Source organism: Lysobacter enzymogenes, assembly GCF_023617245.1.
Lineage (GTDB): Bacteria > Pseudomonadota > Gammaproteobacteria > Xanthomonadales > Xanthomonadaceae > Lysobacter > Lysobacter yananisis.
On record NZ_CP067396.1, the window covers coordinates 4056518 to 4075895 of the forward strand.

General features: G+C 70.0%; 18 protein-coding genes. 3 read left to right on the plus strand and 15 right to left on the minus strand.

Annotated features, from left to right (window positions below; genetic code table 11):
• Positions 1-33 precede the first annotated feature (33 nt).
• Entirely contained in the window at positions 34-759 is a 726-nt protein-coding gene (locus JHW41_RS16570; protein ID WP_250443578.1) for an Hpt domain-containing response regulator, read from the plus strand.
• A 73-nt stretch (positions 760-832) separates the two neighbouring features.
• A complete protein-coding gene (locus JHW41_RS27200; RefSeq protein WP_428995384.1) occupies positions 833-1003 on the plus strand; it encodes a DUF6053 domain-containing protein in 171 nt (56 codons plus the stop codon).
• 209 nt (positions 1004-1212) lie between these two features.
• Here JHW41_RS27200 and recO read toward each other — a convergent pair whose 3' ends face one another.
• The 9 genes from recO to rpoE form a co-directional block, all read right to left on the minus strand.
• Positions 1213-1962: a DNA repair protein RecO gene (recO, locus tag JHW41_RS16575; protein ID WP_057946996.1), complete on the minus strand. Its 750-nt coding sequence runs from the start codon at positions 1960-1962 to the stop codon at positions 1213-1215.
• A 178-nt stretch (positions 1963-2140) separates the two neighbouring features.
• On the minus strand, positions 2141-3034 hold the full coding sequence (gene era, locus JHW41_RS16580) for a GTPase Era (RefSeq protein WP_250443581.1): 894 nt from the start codon (positions 3032-3034) through the stop codon (positions 2141-2143).
• A 297-nt stretch (positions 3035-3331) separates the two neighbouring features.
• Positions 3332-3994 (minus strand): ribonuclease III, encoded by a 663-nt coding sequence (gene rnc / locus JHW41_RS16585; RefSeq protein ID WP_078997358.1) that lies wholly within the window; start codon positions 3992-3994, stop codon positions 3332-3334.
• A complete protein-coding gene (locus tag JHW41_RS16590) occupies positions 3987-4364 on the minus strand; it encodes a DUF4845 domain-containing protein (RefSeq protein ID WP_078997357.1) in 378 nt (125 codons plus the stop codon). The genes rnc and JHW41_RS16590 overlap by 8 nt, the downstream gene beginning before the upstream one ends.
• 112 nt (positions 4365-4476) lie before the next feature.
• Positions 4477-5262, minus strand: coding sequence for a signal peptidase I (lepB, locus tag JHW41_RS16595; protein ID WP_057946992.1), 786 nt, complete (start codon positions 5260-5262; stop codon positions 4477-4479).
• A 183-nt stretch (positions 5263-5445) separates the two neighbouring features.
• Complete coding sequence (gene lepA / locus JHW41_RS16600) at positions 5446-7239, minus strand: translation elongation factor 4 (RefSeq protein ID WP_057946991.1); 1794 nt, start codon at positions 7237-7239, stop codon at positions 5446-5448.
• Positions 7240-7520: 281 nt separating this feature from the next.
• Positions 7521-9092 carry a Do family serine endopeptidase gene (locus JHW41_RS16605; protein WP_250443583.1) on the minus strand — a complete coding sequence of 524 codons (1572 nt, stop codon included), beginning with the start codon at positions 9090-9092 and terminating at the stop codon, positions 7521-7523.
• Between the two features lie 197 nt (positions 9093-9289).
• Complete coding sequence (locus JHW41_RS16610) at positions 9290-10276, minus strand: sigma-E factor negative regulatory protein (protein ID WP_250443585.1); 987 nt, start codon at positions 10274-10276, stop codon at positions 9290-9292.
• Complete coding sequence (gene rpoE / locus JHW41_RS16615; protein WP_057946989.1) at positions 10276-10896, minus strand: RNA polymerase sigma factor RpoE; 621 nt, start codon at positions 10894-10896, stop codon at positions 10276-10278. Before rpoE ends, JHW41_RS16610 begins: the two co-directional genes overlap by 1 nt.
• 268 nt (positions 10897-11164) lie before the next feature.
• Between rpoE and JHW41_RS16620 the strand changes: the two genes are divergently transcribed.
• Complete coding sequence (locus tag JHW41_RS16620) at positions 11165-13234, plus strand: 3-hydroxyacyl-CoA dehydrogenase NAD-binding domain-containing protein (protein WP_250443587.1); 2070 nt, start codon at positions 11165-11167, stop codon at positions 13232-13234.
• Between the two features lie 682 nt (positions 13235-13916).
• Here JHW41_RS16620 and JHW41_RS16625 read toward each other — a convergent pair.
• The 6 genes from JHW41_RS16625 to pabC all read right to left on the minus strand — a co-directional run bounded on the left by JHW41_RS16625 (position 13917) and on the right by pabC (position 19350).
• Positions 13917-14948, minus strand: a complete 1032-nt coding sequence (locus JHW41_RS16625) for an IS30 family transposase (RefSeq protein WP_250443590.1) — start codon at positions 14946-14948, stop codon at positions 13917-13919.
• A 367-nt stretch (positions 14949-15315) separates the two neighbouring features.
• Complete coding sequence (locus JHW41_RS16630) at positions 15316-15675, minus strand: PilZ domain-containing protein (RefSeq protein WP_057946987.1); 360 nt, start codon at positions 15673-15675, stop codon at positions 15316-15318.
• The gene (locus JHW41_RS16635; RefSeq protein WP_250443593.1) at positions 15672-16643 is read right to left on the minus strand and encodes a DNA polymerase III subunit delta'; all 972 of its coding nucleotides are present in this window, start codon (positions 16641-16643) and stop codon (positions 15672-15674) included. The genes JHW41_RS16630 and JHW41_RS16635 overlap by 4 nt, the downstream gene beginning before the upstream one ends.
• Complete coding sequence (tmk, locus tag JHW41_RS16640; RefSeq protein ID WP_057946985.1) at positions 16640-17290, minus strand: dTMP kinase; 651 nt, start codon at positions 17288-17290, stop codon at positions 16640-16642. Before tmk ends, JHW41_RS16635 begins: the two co-directional genes overlap by 4 nt.
• Positions 17287-18447: an endolytic transglycosylase MltG gene (gene mltG, locus JHW41_RS16645; RefSeq protein WP_250443595.1), complete on the minus strand. Its 1161-nt coding sequence runs from the start codon at positions 18445-18447 to the stop codon at positions 17287-17289. The genes tmk and mltG overlap by 4 nt, the downstream gene beginning before the upstream one ends.
• Before the next feature lie 66 nt (positions 18448-18513).
• The gene (gene pabC / locus JHW41_RS16650; RefSeq protein ID WP_250443599.1) at positions 18514-19350 is read right to left on the minus strand and encodes an aminodeoxychorismate lyase; all 837 of its coding nucleotides are present in this window, start codon (positions 19348-19350) and stop codon (positions 18514-18516) included.
• Between the last annotated feature and the right edge of the window lie 28 nt (positions 19351-19378).

Here is a 19378-nt window from a genome sequence, read left to right on the forward strand (position 1 = left end):
GGAAGCAGGATAGCGGGCGGAAGCGAACCGGCAATGAAGAATTCCCAGGTCCCACGCGTGTTGCTGGTCGAGGACGACCCCACCAGCCGAGCTTTCCTGACCGCGGCCGTGGAAGCCGTGCCGGCGCAGGTCGACGGCGCCGACAGTCTGGCCGCGGCGATGGCGCTGGGCGCTTCGACCGATTACCAACTGTGGCTGTTCGATGCGCACCTGCCCGACGGCAGCGGCAGCGAACTGCTCGAGCGCCTGCGCCGCTCGCACCCGGCCACGCCGGCGCTGGCGCACACCGCCACCGGCGAGAGCGAGGTGCGCGACCGCCTGATCGCCTCGGGCTTCTGCGAAGTGCTGGTCAAGCCCTTGCCGGCGGCCGCGGTGCGCGGCGCGATCCGGCGCCTGCTGGGCCTGCCCGAATCCGATGCGCCGGCTTCCGCGTGCGCGGCCGACGCCGACACCGCGCCGGTCTGGGACGACGAGTCCGCCGCTCGCGCGCTCAACGGCAACCGCGCCCACATCCTGACCCTGCGCGGGTTGTTCGTGCAGGAATTGCCGAACGCGCGACGCTCGATCCTGGCTGCGGCCCAGCTCGGCAACCTCGAGGCCCTGCGCGGCGAACTGCACAAGCTGCGCGCCAGTTGCGGCTTCGTCGGCGCGGCGCGATTGGGGCAGACGGTGCAGGCGCTGCAGGCGCAGCTGGACTCGGCCGAAGGGCTGGCGCGGTTCGATCAGGTGGCGCGCGAGACGATCGAACTGGCGGGTTGAGCCAAGGGCTGAGCGGCGATTCGAGCGGGAAGCGTCGTGGCTGAAGGTCCTTCCATAGAAGCGGTTCGGGTCGGTGTGTGGCGCGTCGCTGCGCACAGCGCTGATCGGCTCGGGTGGTTTCGCCGTAATCCGAGCGGGAAGCGTCGGGCCTGAAGGCCCTCCCACAAAAGCAACTCGGGCCGGTATGTGCGGCGCGGCGCTGCGCAAAGCGCTGATCGGCTTGGGTGGTTTCGCCGTGATCTGAGCGGAAAGCGTCGGGCCTGAAGGCCCTCCCACAAAAAGCGACTCGGGCCGGTGTGCGCGGCGCGCCGCTGCGCACCGCGCCGATTGGCTCGGGTGGTTTCGTCGTGATCCGAGCGGAAAGCATCGGGCCTGAAGGCCCTCCCACGAGACCAAGTCTGCAGCGCGGCTGTGCAGGCGGGCTCGCGCTCTACGGGCGTAGCCCGCGGCGGCTCAGGGGTTGTCGTCGCGCACCGCGGCGGGGCGGGACGCGCGCGCCAGGTCGGCCATCATTTCCCAGGATTTCAGCCCGCGCGGGCCGAGGTGGTGGACCAGCACCGAGCGCAAGGCGTGGCGCAGGCCCGGCAGGTCGCTGGGCTCGGGCTGGCGGTCCTCGGCCAGGGCCAACAGCGCGCGGCCGGTCGCCGCGGCGCTGCGTTCGCCGTGGCCGCGATCGCTGAGCAGGCGACGCGCGCCCTGCTCCGGGTCGAGACGGTAGCGCGCGGCCGGATCGATCGGGGCGCCGTCGGCGTCCGCGCTCCAGTCCAGGCCCGAGCCCAGCGCGTCGAGCAGGTCGCGCTCGAAACGGCGCAGGGTCCAGGCCAGGTGCGGGCCGTCCAGGCGCGCGCGGGTGCGGCCGTAGAGTTCGTACAACTCCGCGAACGGGTCGCCGCGCGGCACCAGCCGCAGCAGCAGTTCGTTGACGTAGAACCCGGCCAGCGCGGCGTCGCCGTGCAGGCGCGGCGCCGCGTCGATCGCTTCGGCCGTCGCCAGCCGCGCCAGTTCGCCGCGCAGCAAGGCGTCCAGGCGCACGTGCTGGAACGGCTGCAACGCCGCGCGCAGGACCTGCTTCTTCGGCCCCTGCACCCCGCGCGCGACCAGGCCGATCCGGCCGTGCTGCTCGCTCAGCGCTTCCACCAGCACGCTGGTCTCGCGCCAGGGACGGACGTGGAGGATGTAGGCGGGTTCGGCGGTCAGGCGCATGGGCTCGGGGGCGGGACCCGGGACCCGGGACCCGGGACCCGGGACTCGGGACTCGGGACTCGGGACTCGGGACTCGGGAAAGGCTAAAAAACACAACCGTGGGAACTACTGCCTTCATGGCGATATTCCCGGGATCTCGACTGTTGCCTACGGGTCCCGTGTCCCGGGTCCCGAACCATCATTCGTAACCCAACTGCCGCAGCGCCGCTTCGTCGTCCGACCAGCCCTCGCGCACCCGCACCCAGGTTTCCAGGAACACCTTGGCGCCGAACAGGTGCTCCATCTGCACCCGCGCCTTGGCGCCGATTTCGCGCAGGCGCGAACCGGCCTTGCCGATGACGATGGCCTTCTGACCGTCGCGCTCGACCCAGATCACCGCGCCGATGCGCAGCATCGCGCCGTCGACTTCGAAGCGTTCGATCTCGACCGTGGTCGCGTACGGCAGTTCCTCGCCGAGCTGGCGCATGAGCTGCTCGCGCACCATCTCGCCGGCGAGGAAGCGCTGGCTCTTGTCGGTGATCTCGTCCTCGCCGTACAGCGGACCCTGCTCGGGCAGCAGCGCCAGCACGGTCTTGACCAGCGCCTCCAGGCCGCTGCGCTTGAGCGCGGAGATCGGATGCACGCCGGCGAACTCGCGCCCCTCGGTGATCTGCGCCAGGTACGGCAGCAGCTTGGTCTTATCGGCGATGCGGTCGACCTGGTTGACCACCAGCACCACCGGCAGGCCGGCGCCGCGCAGTGCGTCGTAGGCGAGCGTGTCCTCGTCGTCCCATTGACCGGCGCGCACGACCAGCAGCGCGGCGTCGACGCCTTCGAGCGAGCCGCGCGCGGCGCGGTTCATCATCCGGTTCATCGCCCGCTTCTGTTCGCGGTGGATGCCGGGGGTGTCGACCAGCAACACCTGGCCTTCGGGGAAGGTGGCGATGCCGAGCAAGCGGTGGCGCGTGGTCTGCGGACGCGGCGAGACGATGCTGACCTTGGCGCCGACGAGGGCGTTGGTCAGGGTGGATTTGCCGACGTTGGGTCGGCCGATGACGGCGACGTAGCCGGCGCGGTGCGGAGTGGAGGTCATGGGGGAATTGTCCGCTTGAGCGGCGGGGACGGCAAATTTAGGGATCGGGGATTCGGAATCGGGTAACGCCGCGAGCCGCCCGGCCCCGCCTGCCGTCATTCCCGCGAAGGCGGGAATCCAGAGACTTCAGCGCCCTGCCTGGATCCTGGCCTTCGCGGGGATGACGCTAGAGGTGCAGGTCGCCGCATCCGGACGGATTCGACGGCTCGGGCGGCCGGCGACCGCCCACCCGACCCCGCAAACGACAAGGCCCGCCAAAAGCGGGCCTCAAGCGTCCAACAACCCGAACCCGCGCCGTCAGTCGTCGGCCTTGAGCAAGCGCAGGACCTCTTCGGCGGCGAGTTGCTCGGCGGCGCGGCGCGAACCGGCCTCGCCCTCGGCGCTCAGCGGCGGCTGGCCGACGGTGCAGCTGACCCGGAAGGTCTTGGCATGGTCTTCGCCGCTCTCCGCCAGCAACGCGTACAGCGGCAGCGGCTTCTGCCGGCCCTGCAGCCATTCCTGCAAACGGGTCTTGGCGTCCTTGCCGACCTTGTGCGCCGGCGGCAGGGCCTCCATCGCCGGCACGAACCACGGCAGCACCTGGGCGCGGCAGGTCTCGAAGCCGGCGTCGAGGTAGATCGCCCCGACCACGGCTTCCAGCGCATCGGCCAGGATCGAGTCGCGGCGGTGGCCGCCGGATTTCATCTCGCCCGGGCCCAGGGTCAACCGGGCGCCGAGTTCCAGCGTGCGCGCGATCGGCGCCAGCGCCGATTCGCGCACCAACTCGGCCCGGGCGCGGGTCAGCGCGCCCTCGTCGGCCTGCGGCCAGCGCTGGTACAGCGCCTCGGCCACGATCAGGTTCACCAACGCGTCGCCGAGGAACTCCAGGCGCTCGTTATGCGGCGCCCCGGCGCTGCGGTGGGTCAGCGCTTGCTCCAGCAGGGCCGGATTGGCGAAGCGATGGGAGATCGGATCAGTCACCTTCTTTGCTGGTCAACGCTTGCTTGGCTTCGAAATGGCCGACGACATCGAGATTGGCGATCAGCGGACGACGCACTTCGTAGGCGACGGTGATTTCCAGGCCGCGGTCGTTGCGCTGCACCTTGAAGTGCTCCTGCTTGACGCTGTCCACATAGCTCATGTCCATGCGGCGGAAGAACAGGTCGCGCGCCTTGGCCGCATCCATCTGGCCGGCGCCGGGTTCCTTGGCCAGATCGGCGAGGGAACGCTTGACCGAGTAGTAGTCGGTGTACATCGGCACCAGCTTCATGCCGACGTAGGCGAAAACGCCGACCACGGCCAGCGTGATGATGAAACCGAGCAGAGTGATGCCGCGCTGATTACGCTTCATGAGCCTGTATCCCCATTGGATCCCGATTGCCGATCGTGCTTGCCATCCAGGGCACGCCGCTCCCTACCGCCCGACCCCGCCGTCGCGAACCCCCGCCGCGACGGCCCGGCCGTCAAGGAATGCTATTACCGATCCGGGAAAAATCCACGCCTTCGTCGAAGTTCATCCAGATCAGGAACGCCCGGCCGCGCAGGTTCTGCTCCGGCAGGAAGCCCCAGTATCGGCTGTCCTCGCTGTTGTCGCGATTGTCGCCCATCACAAAATATTCGCCCTTCGGCACCACCCAGTCGCCTTCGCCCTGGTCCAGCAGCGGCGACTCGGTGCGCAGCAGGATGCGGTGCACGTGGTTGCCGATCTGCTCGCTCAGTTCCTGCGCGCCGGTCATTTCGACGCCCTTGCCGCGGCCCTGGTAGGTGCCGATCGGAGTGTAGGGCACCGGTTCGCCGTTCACCGTCAGGCGGCCGTCGCGATAGCTGATCTTGTCGCCCGGCAGACCGATGATGCGCTTGATCCAGTCCTGCTCGGGATGGTGCGGCGGACGGAACACGACCACGTCGCCGCGCGCCGGCTCGCCCATCGGCAGCACCTTCTGGTTGCTGATCGGCAGGCGCAGGCCGTAGGTGAACTTGTTGACCAGGATGAAGTCGCCGGTCAGCAGGGTCGGCATCATCGAGTTCGACGGAATCCGGAACGGCTCGGCGATGAAGCTGCGCAGGATCAGCACCACGAACAGCACCGGGAAGAACGCCTTGGAATAGTCGACGACCACCGGCTCCTTGCCGTCGTCGAGCAGTCCCTCGCGCGCGGCGCGGCGCTTGGCCAGCACCAGCTTGTCGAGCAGCCAGATCACGCCGGTGAACAGGGTCAGCGACACCAGGACGATTTCGAACCAACGCATGCTTGTTCCTTGTCCGGGCCGGGAGCCGGAACGGGGAACCGGGAATCGGCCGCGCCGCCCTCGTGTTCCGCCGATCCTCCGCCCGATCCGTGGTTAGTTGATGAAGACGAAAACCTCAGGGAACCCGCGGCGCCGGCAGCGCGCCGGCCATGGCCGATTCCCCACTCCCTATTCCCGTCCGGATTACTTGCTGTCGGTCGAGAGCACCGCCAGGAACGCTTCCTGCGGAATCTCGACCCGACCGACCTGCTTCATCCGCTTCTTGCCCTCTTTCTGCTTCTCGAGGAGCTTCTTCTTGCGGGTGATGTCGCCACCATAGCACTTGGCCAAAACGTTCTTGCGCATGGCCTTGACCGTGCTGCGGGCGATGATCTGCGAGCCGATCGCGGCCTGGATCGCGACGTCGAACATCTGTCGCGGGATCAGGTCCTTCATCTTCTCGCACAGCTCGCGGCCGCGCCGGTCGGCGTGGCTGCGGTGGACGATGATCGACAGCGCATCGACCTTGTCGCCGTTGATCAGCGTGTCCACGCGCACGAACGGGCCTTCCTGGAAACGCAGGAAGTGATAGTCCAGCGACGCGTAGCCGCGGCTGACCGACTTCAGCTTGTCGAAGAAGTCCAGCACCACCTCGGCCATCGGCAGCTCGTAGCTGATCTGCACCTGGCTGGCCATGTAGGTGATGCCGATCTGCACGCCGCGCTTTTCCTCGCACAGCTTGATCACGTTGCCGATGTAGTCCGGCGGAGTGAGGATGTTGGCGCGGATCACCGGCTCGCGGATCTCCTCGACCATGTTCACCGGCGGCAGCTTGGCCGGATTGTCCATCGGGATCGTGGTGCCGTCGGTCTTGAGCACCTCGTAGATCACCGTCGGCGCGGTGCTGATCAGGTTGAGGTCGTACTCGCGCTCCAGCCGCTCCTGCACGATCTCCATGTGCAGCATGCCGAGGAAGCCGCAACGGAAGCCGAAGCCCATCGCCTCGGAGCTTTCCGGCTCGAAGCGCAGCGCGGCGTCGTTGAGGCGCAGCTTTTCCAGCGCTTCGCGCAGCGACGGGTAGTCCTCGGCGTCGACCGGGAACAGCCCGGCGAACACGCGCGGCTGCATTTCCTGGAAGCCCGGCAGCGGCCCCGGCGCCGGATCGCCGGCCAGGGTCAGGGTGTCGCCGACCGGCGCGCCGTGCACGTCCTTGATCGAGGCGGTGATCCAGCCCACTTCGCCGGCGCCGAGCTTCGGCAGCTCCTTGCGCTTGGGGGTGAACACGCCGACCTTGTCGACCTGGTGGGTGCGCCCGGTCGACATCACCAGGATCTTGCTGCCCGGCTTGATCTCGCCCTGCATGACCCGCACCAGCGAGACCACGCCGAGGTAGTTGTCGAACCACGAATCGATGATCAGCGCCTGCAGCTTGTCGGTGTCGCGCGGCTTCGGCGGCGGAATGCGGTGGACGATCGCCTCCAGCACCAGTTCGACGTTGAGGCCGGTCTTGGCGCTGATCGCCACCGCGTCCTCGGCGTCGATGCCGATGACCGCTTCGATCTCGGTCTTGGCGCGCTCGATGTCGGCGGTGGGCAGGTCGATCTTGTTGAGCACCGGCACCACTTCCAGGCCCTGCTCGACCGCGGTGTAGCAGTTGGCCACCGACTGCGCTTCCACGCCCTGGGCGGCGTCGACCACCAGCAGCGCGCCCTCGCAGGCGGCCAGCGAACGGCTGACTTCGTAGCTGAAGTCGACGTGGCCGGGGGTGTCGATGAAGTTGAGCTGGTAGGTGTTGCCGTCCTTGGCCTTGTACGGCAAGGAAACGGACTGCGCCTTGATGGTGATGCCGCGTTCGCGCTCGATCGGATTGGAATCGAGCACCTGCGCTTCCATCTCGCGCGCTTCGAGGCCTCCGCACAGTTGGATGATGCGGTCGGCGAGCGTCGACTTGCCGTGGTCGACGTGGGCGATGATGGAGAAGTTTCTGATCAGGTGCATGCAGGGCGACGCGGGACTCGCCGGCTCCAAGGTTGAGCGGACAGGAAAATTAACGGGACATTATCGCACAGCCCTCGACGGGAGTTGGCGCCCGGGCGGCGATCCGCGCGCGGCGACCGGCGTCCGCGTTCACGGATCGCCCTGTCCGCCCGGCCCGGCAAGGCCCGGCGGCGGATGTGAAGACGCCCGCCGCGATGCGGCGGGCGTCCGATCCGTCCCGGCGCCGCCGACCGCGCCGGACCCGCCCGTGCGGGTCCGCGCGGCCGCGACGCCGGCGCGCCTCACTTCGTTTCGGCCGCCTGGACCGCGATGAACTGGGTCTGGGCACCGCGCCGGACCAGCAGCATCACGGTCTGGCCCGGGCGCACCCCGGCCAGGGCCCGGTTCAGCGCCGCCGCGTTGCCGACCGGAGTGCGGCCGACCGAGAGCACCACGTCGCCCGGGCGCACCCCGGCATCGCCGGCGTCGCCCGGATCGCGCACCAGCACGCCCTCGCCCGCCTTCAGGCCCAGGCGCTGGCGCGCGGCCTGGTCGACGTCCTGAACGATCAGGTTGAGCGGATTGCCCTTGGCGTTCGACGCCGAGGCATCGTCGCGGTCGGACGGCTCCGACCCGGCCGCGCCGCCGGCCAGGCTCGCGTCGAGTTCGTTGACGGCGACGTTGAGCTCGACCGTCTTGCCCTCGCGGAACACGCCCAGCCGGGCCTTGGAGCCCGGCGCCATGTTGCCGATCAGCGGCGGCAGGTCGCTGGATTCGCGCACCGCGGTGCCGTTGACGCTGCGGATCACGTCGCCGGCCTGCAGGCCGGCCTTCTCGGCCGGGCCGCCCGGCACCACCTGCGAGATCAGCGCGCCGTTGGCGTCGGGCAGGCCCAGGCTCTTGGCGCCTTCGATGGTCATCGCCTGCACCACCACGCCCAACTGCCCGCGGCTGACCTTGCCCTTGGCCCGCAGCTGCTCGGCCGAGTTCATCGCCACGTCGATCGGGATCGCGAAGCTCACGCCCATGTAGCCGCCGGAGTTGGAGAAGATCTGCGAATTGATGCCGACCACCTCGCCCGCGGTGTTGAGTAGCGGGCCGCCGGAGTTGCCCTGGTTGATCGCCACGTCGGTCTGGATGAAGGGCACGTAGCGCTGGTCGGCGTACGGGTTGGCGCGGCCGACCGCGCTGACGATGCCGGCGGTGACCGAATGGTCGAGGCCGAACGGCGAGCCGATCGCCACCACCCACTGGCCGGCCTTGGTCAGCCCGGCGTTGGCGCTGCGCAGGAACGGCAGGCCCTTGGCGTCGATCTTGAGCAAGGCGACGTCGGACTGCTCGTCGCTGCCGATCACCTTGGCCTTGAACTCGCGCCGGTCGGTGAGCTTGACGGTGACGTTGTCGGCGCCGTCGACCACATGGTGGTTGGTCAGCACATAGCCGTCCTGCGAGATCAGGAAGCCGCTGCCGATCGAACGCCCGCCGCCACGCGGCTGGCGCGGGCCCTGCTGGCCGGGACCCTGGCCGCCCGGGCCGGGGAAGTCGGGGCCGAAGAAGCGGCGGAAGAATTCGGGGATCTGGTCCTCGTCGGGCATCTGGTTGCGCGAGCGCGCCTGGCGCTTAGGCGTGATCTCGGCGCTGATGTTGACCACCGCCGGGCCCACGCGCTGCACCAGCGCGGTGAAGTCCGGCAGGCCGGCGACGATGGGCGCGGACGGCGTCGCCGACGGCGGCGGCGCGATCGGCGCGGTCGGCGGCTGCGCGGTGCAGGCCACCGGCAGCGCGGCGACGATCGCGCCGACCAGGGCGAGCGACTGGAGCGGCCGGCGGCGTGCGGGGGAAGTCTGGGTCGGAACGTGGATCGGCAGGGTCATGACGGCGGCCTCGGTACGGCTGGGGTTGTCCAGGGTGAGGGGCGATTGGCGGCAAAACCGCGGCAAACCGACCCCGTTGCGCGGGCGGGCCGCGCAGGAGGGAGGGAATTCGGGGAGGGTCCGGCCATCGTCGCCGGCGCGGACCCGGCCGGCGCGATGCGGGCGGGCCCGCATCGATCAGCCAGCGATCGGACAGCCTATGGCTGCGGCGGCTGCGGTTCCTGGACCGGCGGCCGGGTTCGCGCGGCGGACGCATCCTGCGCCGGCTCGAACGGGTAGAACGACGGCGACACCAGGCCGGAACTGCCGTAGCTCGCACTGTAGGCGCTGCTGCTCGGGTAGTTCGGCAACGCCGCGCGCGGCCACGGCCGCGCCGCCGGGGTTTCGCCCGATTGCGGCCGGAACGGGTTGGCGTGGCCGGCATCGGCGACGGCGGTCATCGGCGCGCCGGCGGCGGCGACCTGCAACGGCGCCTCCTGGGTCTGACGCTCGGATGCGCGCACGGCGGCGCGTTGGCTCTGCCCGCGCGAACGGCGTTCGTTGAGACGGCGCGGCAGCTCGGCCACGGCCACCGCCGCGCCCGCGGCGATGCCGGACGCATCGGCCGAGGTCAGCCCGGTCTCGGCGGTCGCCGGCGTCTGCGCGGCCAGCGCTTGCGGCGCCTGGGCCGGAGCCGGTTGCGGTACGGCCGGAGCGGTGGGCTGGGCCGGAGCCGCGCCCGGCGCGGCCTGCGCCGCGACCTGGGCCGGATCGGCCACGCCACCGGCGGCCTCGTCGGAGAACGGCCGCGCCACGAACAGCGCCGCGACCGCGACCGAAGCCGCCAGCGCCGCGCCGCCGATCCAGCCGCGGCGCGAGCCGGCAGCCTTGCGCGGCTTGATTTCGGTTTGCGCCGGCGGGGCCGCGGCGGCCTGGCTGGCCTGCAGCGCCGCGTCGGCGGCGATGGCCGCGGCGACGCGCTCGGCGAAGCCGGTCGCGGCGAAGCCCGGCGCCGGCTCGGCCGCGCCGTGGGCGCGGCGGCGCAGCACGTCGCCGCACAGCTGCCAGCGGCCGCAGGCCTCGCGCCATTGTCCGTCGTGGCTGAGCCGCTTGAAGGCGAAGCGCGCGGCATCGCCGTCGAGCTCGCCGTCGAACAGCGCGCTCAGCGTCTCGTTGTCGTCGCCTGAGTGGATGGTGGAAGTCATCAGTGAGCGCGCTCCCTGGTGCGGTGAGTACCCTGGTCTTGATTGTCCAGAAGGGGCCGAAGTTCCGTATCGATCGCCTCGCGGGCGCGGAAGATGCGCGAACGCACGGTGCCGATCGGACAATTCATCTTCTGCGCGATCTCTTCGTAGCTCAGGCCATCCACCTCGCGCAGGGTGATCGCCGATCTCAGTTCCTCCGGCAGGGAGTCGACCACGCGCATCACCGTGCGTTCGATCTCCTGCCGCAGCAGTTCGTGTTCGGGGGTGTCGGTGTCGCGCAGGCGCACGCCGGTCTCGAACTGCTCGGCGTCGCCGGCGTCGATGTCGTCGGTCGGCGGGCGACGGTTCTGGGCGACGAGGTAGTTTTTGGCGGTATTCACGGCGATGCGGTGCAACCACGTATAGAACTGGGCGTCGCCGCGGAAATTCGCCATCGCGCGGTAGGCGCGGATGAAGGTTTCCTGGGCCACGTCCTGGCATTCGCTCCAGTCGGGAATGTAGCGCCCGATCAACGCGGTGATCCGATGCTGGTACTTACGCACCAAGGCATCGAAGGCCGCGCTGTCGCCGCGCTGGACACGCCTGACCAGCTCCTGGTCCAACAACTCGTTATCGGCCATACCGCGCCGGCACTCCTGTCGGCTCGGCATACGGCCGAGCAATGGGACAACCCTGTCGGGGCAAAAGTTCAATCGCCGGAGTAATGGGGCCGCCGGCGACCGCTCGCAACCGCCAAGTGTCACACAACCGGCGCCTTCGCCGCCCGCGCGCCGGCTGAAAGGCCCGCCGGACGGCCGCGCGGCGGGGTGCCGGCGTCGCCGATTTGACGGCAGCCGAACCAGATCGGGATGATAGCGGCCTATTCCATACCTGAACGGATGGTGCGGCATGACTGCAGCCCTCGACGGCCTCCCCGCGTTTGACGGGCTCCGCGCCCGCCATTGGCATACCGAACTGCGCGAGGACGGCGTCCTGGTGCTGTCCTTCGATCGCGAAGGCTCCCCGGTCAACACCTTCGCCCAGGAAGTGCTGATCGAACTCGACAGCCTGCTCGAGCGCCTCGCCCTGGACCCGCCCAAGGGCCTGGTGCTGCGCTCGGCGAAGGCCTCGGGCTTCATCGCCGGCGCCGACATCAAGGAATTCCAGACCTTCGATGAGAAGGGCACGGTCGGCGACGCGATCCGGCGCGGCCAGCAGGTGTTCCAGCGCCTGGCCGAGCTGCCCTGCCCCACGGTCGCGGCGATCCATGGCTTCTGCATGGGCGGCGGCACCGAGATCTCGCTGGCCTGCCGCTACCGCGTCGCCAGCACCGATCCCTCGACCCGCATCGGCCTGCCGGAAGTGAAGCTCGGCATCTATCCCGGCTGGGGCGGCAGCGTGCGCCTGCCGCGCCTGATCGGCGCGCCGGCCGCGTTCGACATGATGCTCACCGGCCGCAGCCTGTCGGGCTCGGCCGCGCGCGCGATCGGCCTGGTCGACAAGACCGCCGAGCCCGCCGTGCTGGTCGACACCGCCGCCGCGCTGGCCTTGCGCGGCGCGCAGCGTCCGTTCAAGCAACGCTTCACCGCCTGGGCCAGCAACACCTGGCTCGCGCGCAAGATCCTCGCGCCGATGCTGGTCAAGCAGGTCGCGCGCAAGGCCAAGAAGGACCACTACCCCGCGCCGTACGCGCTGATCTCGACCTGGGAGCGCGCCAGCGGCGGCGTGCAGGCGCTGCTCGCGGCCGAGCGCAAGTCGGTGGTGAAGCTGTCGGGCACACCGACCGCGCGCAACCTGATCCGGGTGTTCTTCCTGCAAGAGCGGCTCAAGGGCCAGGGCGGCAAGGATCACAAGATCAAGAACGTGCACGTGGTCGGCGCCGGCGTGATGGGCGGCGACATCGCCGCGTGGTCGGCCTACAAGGGTTTCGAAGTCACCCTGAGCGACCGCGAGCAACGCTTCATCGACGGCGCGCTGGAGCGCGCGCAGGCGCTGTTCGCCAAGAAGGTCAAGGACGAGACCAAGCGTCCGGCGGTGGCGGCGCGGCTCAAGGGCGACCTCGCCGGCGACGGCGTCAAGGACGCCGACCTAGTGATCGAGGCGATCATCGAAAAGCCCGAAGCCAAGCGCGAGTTGTACGACGCGGTCGAGCCGCAGCTCAAGCCCGACGCGCTGCTGACCACCAACACCTCGTCGATCCCGCTCGACGAACTGCGCGAGCACATCCGCCGTCCGGCCCAGTTCGCCGGCCTGCACTACTTCAACCCGGTCGCGCTGATGCCGCTGGTGGAGATCATCCGCCACGACCGCATGGCGCCGGAGACCGAGCAGCGCCTGGCCGCGTTCTGCCGCGCGCTCGACAAGCTGCCGGTGCCGGTCGCCGGCACGCCCGGCTTCCTGGTCAACCGCGTGCTGTTCCCGTACATGCTCGAAGCCGGCACCGCGTTCGCCGAGGGCATCCCGGGCGCGGCGATCGACAAGGCGGCGGTGAAGTTCGGCATGCCGATGGGCCCGATCGAACTGATCGACACCGTCGGCCTGGACGTGGCCGCGGGCGTCGGCGCCGAACTCGCGCCGTTCCTCGGCCTGACCGTGCCTGCGGCGCTGGCGGGCGTGGAGCCCGGCAAGCGCGGCAAGAAGGACGGGCAAGGCCTGTACAAGTGGGAAAACGGCCGCGCGCAGAAGCCCGAACTGGCGAAGGACTACAAGGCGCCGGCCGACCTGGAAGACCGCCTGATCCTGCCGATGGTCAACGAAGCGGTCGCCTGCCTGCACGACGGCGTGGTCGCCGACGGCGACCTGCTCGACGCCGGCGTGATCTTCGGCACCGGCTTCGCTCCGTTCCGCGGCGGTCCGATCCAGTACGTGCGCGAGACCGGCGTCGACAACGTGCTGACGCGGCTCAAGCAATTGCAGGCGCGCTATGGCGAGCGCTTCGCTCCGCGTCCGGGCTGGGATTCGCCGGCGTTGCGTCCGTAACCGGAGCCGCACGTCCACGAAAAAGCCGCGCCCAGCGCGGCTTTTTCTTTGCGTTCGATCGAAGCCATCGCGAGGGCGGCAAAATCTGTCCACGCCCTTGCCGCATCGACCCGCCGTAATCCCCGCGCCCCACGCACCGTCATTCCGGCGAAAGCCGGAATCCATATTGCTCCTGCCGTTGCATTTGCACTTGCATTTGCTCGCCCCCGAGCCCGATGCAGTCGTCCCGCAGCCCCGGAGGGCGTGCGCATGGATGCGCACGCGCGCCATGGGGCAGGATGCCCCTTATGGCGCGGCCCCGCGCCGCTGCGAGCCATAGTGGCTCTTGATCCGAAAAAACAAGGCCTTTTCTTTGGTTACTTTCTTTGTGGCTTCAGACAAAGAAAGTGACCCGGCCGCTTGCGGACGGAAGCTCTGGATCTTCGCTTGTCTTCACCCGAACGAACATGCAAACGCAGACCCCACCGCGGCACGCCCCCTGTAGGAGCGGCGCAAGCCGCGACCGCGCCATCGCGACGACTACGAACGTTTCGCCGTAGTTGCGTTGTCGCGGTCGCGGCTCGCGCCGCTCCTACAGTCGGGTACGTAACCCGCCACTGTCATTCCGGCGAAAGCCGGAACCCATTTTGATTTTGCTGTTGCTTCCGCCGTTATCGATGCGTCGCGCGACGACAAGCCACCATCAAGAGCTTTCGTCCGCAAAGAGCACCTCGACGGGCGAGCGCCTGCCCAGGCTGCGACGGGGGCGGTTGTTCATTTCCCACGCCACCTCTTTGAGGCGCTGCGCAGAATGCACCGACAGATCGGTGCCCTTGGGAAAGTATTGCCGCAACAAGCCGTTGGTGTTTTCGCAGGTTCCGCGTTGCCACGGGCTATGGGGGTCGGCGAAGTAGATCGCTAAACCAGTGCGTTCGCTCAACTGCCGATGCGATGCCATTTCCTTGCCCTGGTCGTAGGTCAAGGTCTTCTTCAAACTTTCCGGCACACCTTCGAACGCCGAGCTGAAGGCCTCCAGCACCGTGTGCGCGGTCGCGTCGGCGAGCTTGACCAGCTTGACGTACAAGGTGCGGCGGCAGACCAATACCCCAATCGCCGAGCGATTGTGCGCGCCCACGATCAGGTCGCCCTCCCAATGCCCCGGCATCAGGCGCTCATGCGCGGCCGGCGGCCGCAGGCGGATGTTGGGCAGATCCGGCAGATGGCCGCGGGCGTCGCTTCCCTGGCGCGTGCGGCGGCCGGACTTGCGCCCCTGCCGCAGCAGACGGGTCACCTGGCGGCGCAATTCGCCGCGCGGCATCGCATAAATCGCGGTATAGATCGTTTCGTGCGACACGCGCAGCCAGGGCCGGTCCGGGTACAGATCCCGCAGTTTGTCGGCAATCTGTTGCGGCGACCAGCACCGTTCCAGCCAATAGCGCACGCGTCGCCACAGCACGGTGTCGCGTCGCAGCTTGCGGCGCACGCGCGCCCGTCGCCGCAGTCGCTGGGCCCGCCGGCCCGCCCGGGTCGCATCGTAGCCAGGGTCGAAACGGGGGCGTCCGCGCAGCGGCGGCCCCGAATGGGACTGAAACCCATTACGACGCAACTCGCGAGCAATAGTGCTTTGCGCCCGACCCAACGTCTGGGCGATTTGCCGTCCGCTCGCCCCTTGGGCGATCAAGACCATGATGGCGCCGCGCTCTTCTGCGCTCAGATGCGAATACTGCTGACCCATTCACAGTGCCTCACTGAGGTGATGCACTTGAGGTTAGAGACCAGCAGCCAAAGAAAAACGCTTGTTTAAGGTCAAAAGACACTAAGTCCAGCACCTTGCGCGGGGCTGCGCCATAAGGGGCGTCCTGCCCCATGGCGCACGCGCGCATCCATGCGCGCGCCCTCCGGGGCTACGGAGCCAGGGCCTGCGGCGAGGTTTTCGTCCAAGCAAATGCAAGGCAAGGCAAGGGCAAGGCAACAGCAACCGCAACCGCATTCCGCCCTTCCCGAGAAAGGCAGCCGCAGACTCGGTTGCATCGGATCGTCGCGACGGATTACCCCGCATCCGTCGTGCTAGCCGCCTCCGACAGGAAACGGCCACAGCCGCGTCACATCGTGTGCGTCGGCCGCTCGGCGTTCAACGTACCGGCCAGCAGGGCCTCGATCTTGCCCTTGATCGCATCGCCCTCGGCGGTCTCGGCGAACTGCACGCCGATGCCCGCGGTGCGGTGGCCCTGCGCACCGGTCGGCGTCACCCATACCACCTTGCCCGCGACCGGCATGCGCTCGCCCGACTCGGGCAGGGTCAGCAGCAGGAACACCTCGTCGCCGAGGAAATAGCGCTTGGGCGTGGCGATGAAGATGCCGCCGTATTTCAGGAACGGCATGTAGGCGCTGTACAGCGCGGCCTTGTCCTTGATCGTCAGCGACAGGATGCCCTGCCGCGCTGCGCCCGCTGGTGCGTTCATGCCCTTCCTCCCCCGGCGCGGCGCGCTTCGTCGCTGCGCCAGGCCATCAACAATTCGGTGACCGCCAGATCGGCGCGGACCGTGGTCCGCAGCAGTTCGCGGGTCCGGTTGGCCCGGTCGAACCAGGACGCAAGACTGCGCGCGCGCGCCGGGTCGGTCAAGCCGGCGCTGGCTTCGGCGAGCGCGATGTCCGACGCGTGTCGCAGACGCAACACCGCGTGCTCGTCGCCGACCCAACGCTGCGCGACTTCGGGCGCGGAGGTTTCGCCGCGGCCGAGCTTGGCCAGGTCGGCGGCGACTTCGCGGCGCAGCTTGAGGCCGTCGCCGGTCAACCATTCGTGCGCCAATCCGGGATGGCCGCGCGCCGCGTCGAAGGCCTCGCGCGCGGCCGCGTCGGCATGGCCCTGGGCCTTGAGCCAGGCCAGCGCCTCGTCCTGCGGCGGCAAGCGGAATTCCAGGCGCTGGCAGCGGCTGCGGATGGTCGCCGGCAGCCGCGCCGGGTGCGAGCTCACCAGCCACAGGTAGCGGCCCGGCACTGGTTCTTCCAGGGTCTTGAGCAGCGCGTTGCAGGCGGCGGTGTTGATCGCGTCGGCCGGGTCGATGATCGCGATCTGCGCGCCGCCGTACTGCGGCGTCAACGCCAGCCGTTCGGACAGGTTGCGGATCTGTTCGATCACGATTTCGGTGCGCAGCTTGGTGCCTTCCTTGTTCGGCACGAAGCTGACCAGTTGGTAATCCGGATGCGTGCCCGCGGCCAGCAGCAGGCAGCTGCGGCAACGGCCGCAGGGGCCGCCGTCGGACAGGCGCTCGCGGCACAGCAGGCCTTCGGCGAGCCGCTGCGCGACCGCGCGCTTGCCCAGTTCGGCCGGGCCGCAGAACAACAGGCCGTGGCCGAGCCGGCCGGCGGCGATGGAGGCCTGGGCCTGGTCGTAGATGCGTCGTTGCCACGGCGCGAAAACGGCGCTCATGCGGCGCCCTCCGCGGTCGCGGCGATCAACGCGCGCAGCCGCGCCACCGCCTGCGCGGCGACCGCCTCGGCGGGCTGTGCGGCATCGATCACTTCGAACCGCGCCGGCTCGGCCGCGGCGCGGTCGCGATAGCCCTGGCGCACGCGCTCGAAGAACTCGTTGCGCTCGCTCTCGATCCGGTCGGCGGCGCCGCGCCCGCGCATGCGCGCCAGGCCGACGTCGACCGGCACGTCCAGCAGCAGGGTCAGGGCCGGGCGGATGCCGACCACGCGCCGCTCCAGTTCGGCGATGAACGCCGCGTCGCCGCCGCGGCCGGCGCCCTGGTAGGCGTAGCTGGCGTCGGTGAAGCGGTCGCTGACCACCCAGGCGCCGCGCTGCAGCGCCGGCAGCACGGTCGCGCGCACGTGCTGGGCGCGCGCGGCGAACGCCAGCAGCAGTTCGGTTTCGTCGGTGGCCGGCTCGTGCTGGGTGTCGAGCATGAGCCCGCGGATCTGCTCGGCCAGCGGCGTGCCGCCGGGCTCGCGGGTGTAGACGGCCTGGATGCCGGCGGCTTCGAACGCGCCGCGCAACGCGGCCAGCACGGTCGACTTGCCGGCGCCTTCGCCGCCCTCCAGGGTGACCAGGCGCGGCCAGGTGCGCAGGCTCATCGGCTCGCTCCCGGCGCGGGCCGGGCGGCGGGCGCCGCGGACGCCGGCGACGTTTCGGCCGCTTCCTCCAGCACCGCCTTGCCCTCCTCCGGCTGGCCGCGGCCCTGGTTCTGGCGATAGCGCTGCAGGTACAGGCGCACGTTGGCCTGGTGCTGGGCGTAGGTCGCAGCGAACAGGCTGCGGCCGCTGCCGTCGCCGGCGGCGACGAAGAACAGCGCATCGCCCGGCGCCGGATTGGCCGCGGCCTTGAGCGCGGCCAGCCCGGGCATGGCGATCGGCGTCGGCGGCAGGCCGGCGCGGGTGTAGGTGTTGTACGGCGTGTCGGTCTGCAGGTCGCGCTTGCGGATGTTGCCGTCGTACGCCGAGCCGATGCCGTAGATCACGGTCGGGTCGGTCTCCAGGCGCATGCCGAGCTTGAGCCGGCGCTCGAACAGGCCGGCGATCTGCGCGCGTTCGGCCGGCACGCCGGTTTCCTTCTCCACGATCGAGGCCATCGTCAGCAGCTCGTACGGGGTCTTGAGCACGCTGTCCTTGTCGCGTCCGGACCACGACGCCGCCAGCGCCTTGTCCATCGCCGCGGCCGCGCGCTTGAGCACGTCCAGATCGCTGTCGCCGCCGGTGTAGAAATAGGTTTCCGGCAGGAAGCGCCCTTCCGGGTGCTGCCCGCCCTTGCCGAGCGCCTTCATCAGCGCCGCGTCGTCGAGCTGTGCCGCTTGTTGCTTGAGCTTATCCGCGCGCGCCAGCGCCGTGCGCAGGTCGCGCACGTTCCAGCCGTCGACGATCACGAAGCGGTGGCTGACCACCTTGCCGTCGCGCATCGCGACCAGCAACGCGCGCGGGCTGGTGCCCGGCGCCAGCGAATACTCGCCGACCTGCAACCGCCCGGCCGCGCCGAGCTGCTTGGCCAGCAGGCGCCACTCCAGTTCCTCGCCGACCTCCACCCCGGACGCGCGCAGCTTGCGCACCACCGTCGGCAGCGAATCGCCGCGCTCGACCAGCAGGCTCTGATCCGGCGCCAGCCCGCGCAGCGGCGCGTCGGCGAAGCCGAGGTAACGCTGCCACGCCCACCCGCCGCCCACGGCCAGCGCCGCCAGCAACAGTACGATCACGATCAGGCAACCGCAGCCGCGCTTGCCTTTCTTTTCCTTTGCCGCCACGCAACCTCCGTCGAACGATCCGGGCCCGCCGCGCCGCCGCGGACCGGCGGCCGCGGATGCGGCGGCTCAGTCGTCGCCGGGGACGAAGGCGGGATGGGCGTCGCCGAGCCGGCGCCGCAACTCGGCCACGGCCGGATGCGGCGCCCACTGCCGCTCGCCGAGCCGCGCCACGGGCAGGATACCGCGCACGGCGTTGCACAGGAAAATGGCATCGGCGCGTTGCAGTTCTTCGGCCGCCACCGCCGCGACCCGCGCCGCGCCGAGTTCGATCAGGCGCTGCCGGCACACGCCGGCCACGCCGCAGCGATCCACCGGCGGCGTGGTCCATTGCCGCCCGTGCAGGACGAACACATTGGCGGCGGTGGCGCAGACCGCCTCGCCGGCGGCGTTGCGCAGCAGGCCCTCGTCGATGTCCGGATCGTCCCATTCCGCCCGCGCCAGCACCTGCTCCAGGCGGTTGCAGTGCTTGAGCCCGGCCAGCGCCGGCTGCTCGGCCAGGCGCAGCTCGCACCAGCGCAGGCGCAGGCCGCCGGCGCGCGGCGGAGGCGGCAGCGGATGGCGCGAGAGGGTCCACACCGGCTCGGCCCGCGCCGGCGGCGCGTACCCGCGCCCGCCCGCGCCGCGGCTGAGGATCAGCTTGAGCACCGCGTCGGCGCCGGCGAGCAGTTCGAGCGCCTCGGCGCGTACTCGCTCCGGATCGGGCAGCGCCAGGCCCAGGCGCTGCGCGCCGTGCGTGAGCCGCGCCCAATGCGCGTCCCACCACGGCAGTTCGCCGCAGTGCGCGCGCAGGGTTTCGAACAGGGCGTCGCCGTAGGCCTGGCCGCGGTCGAACGGCGGCAAAGCCGGGAGGCGGACGCCGCCGCGGAAGAAACGCGCTTCGGGAAGGTCGTCGGCTGCGGACATGGCGGCCATCCTACGCGGCCCGCCGGAC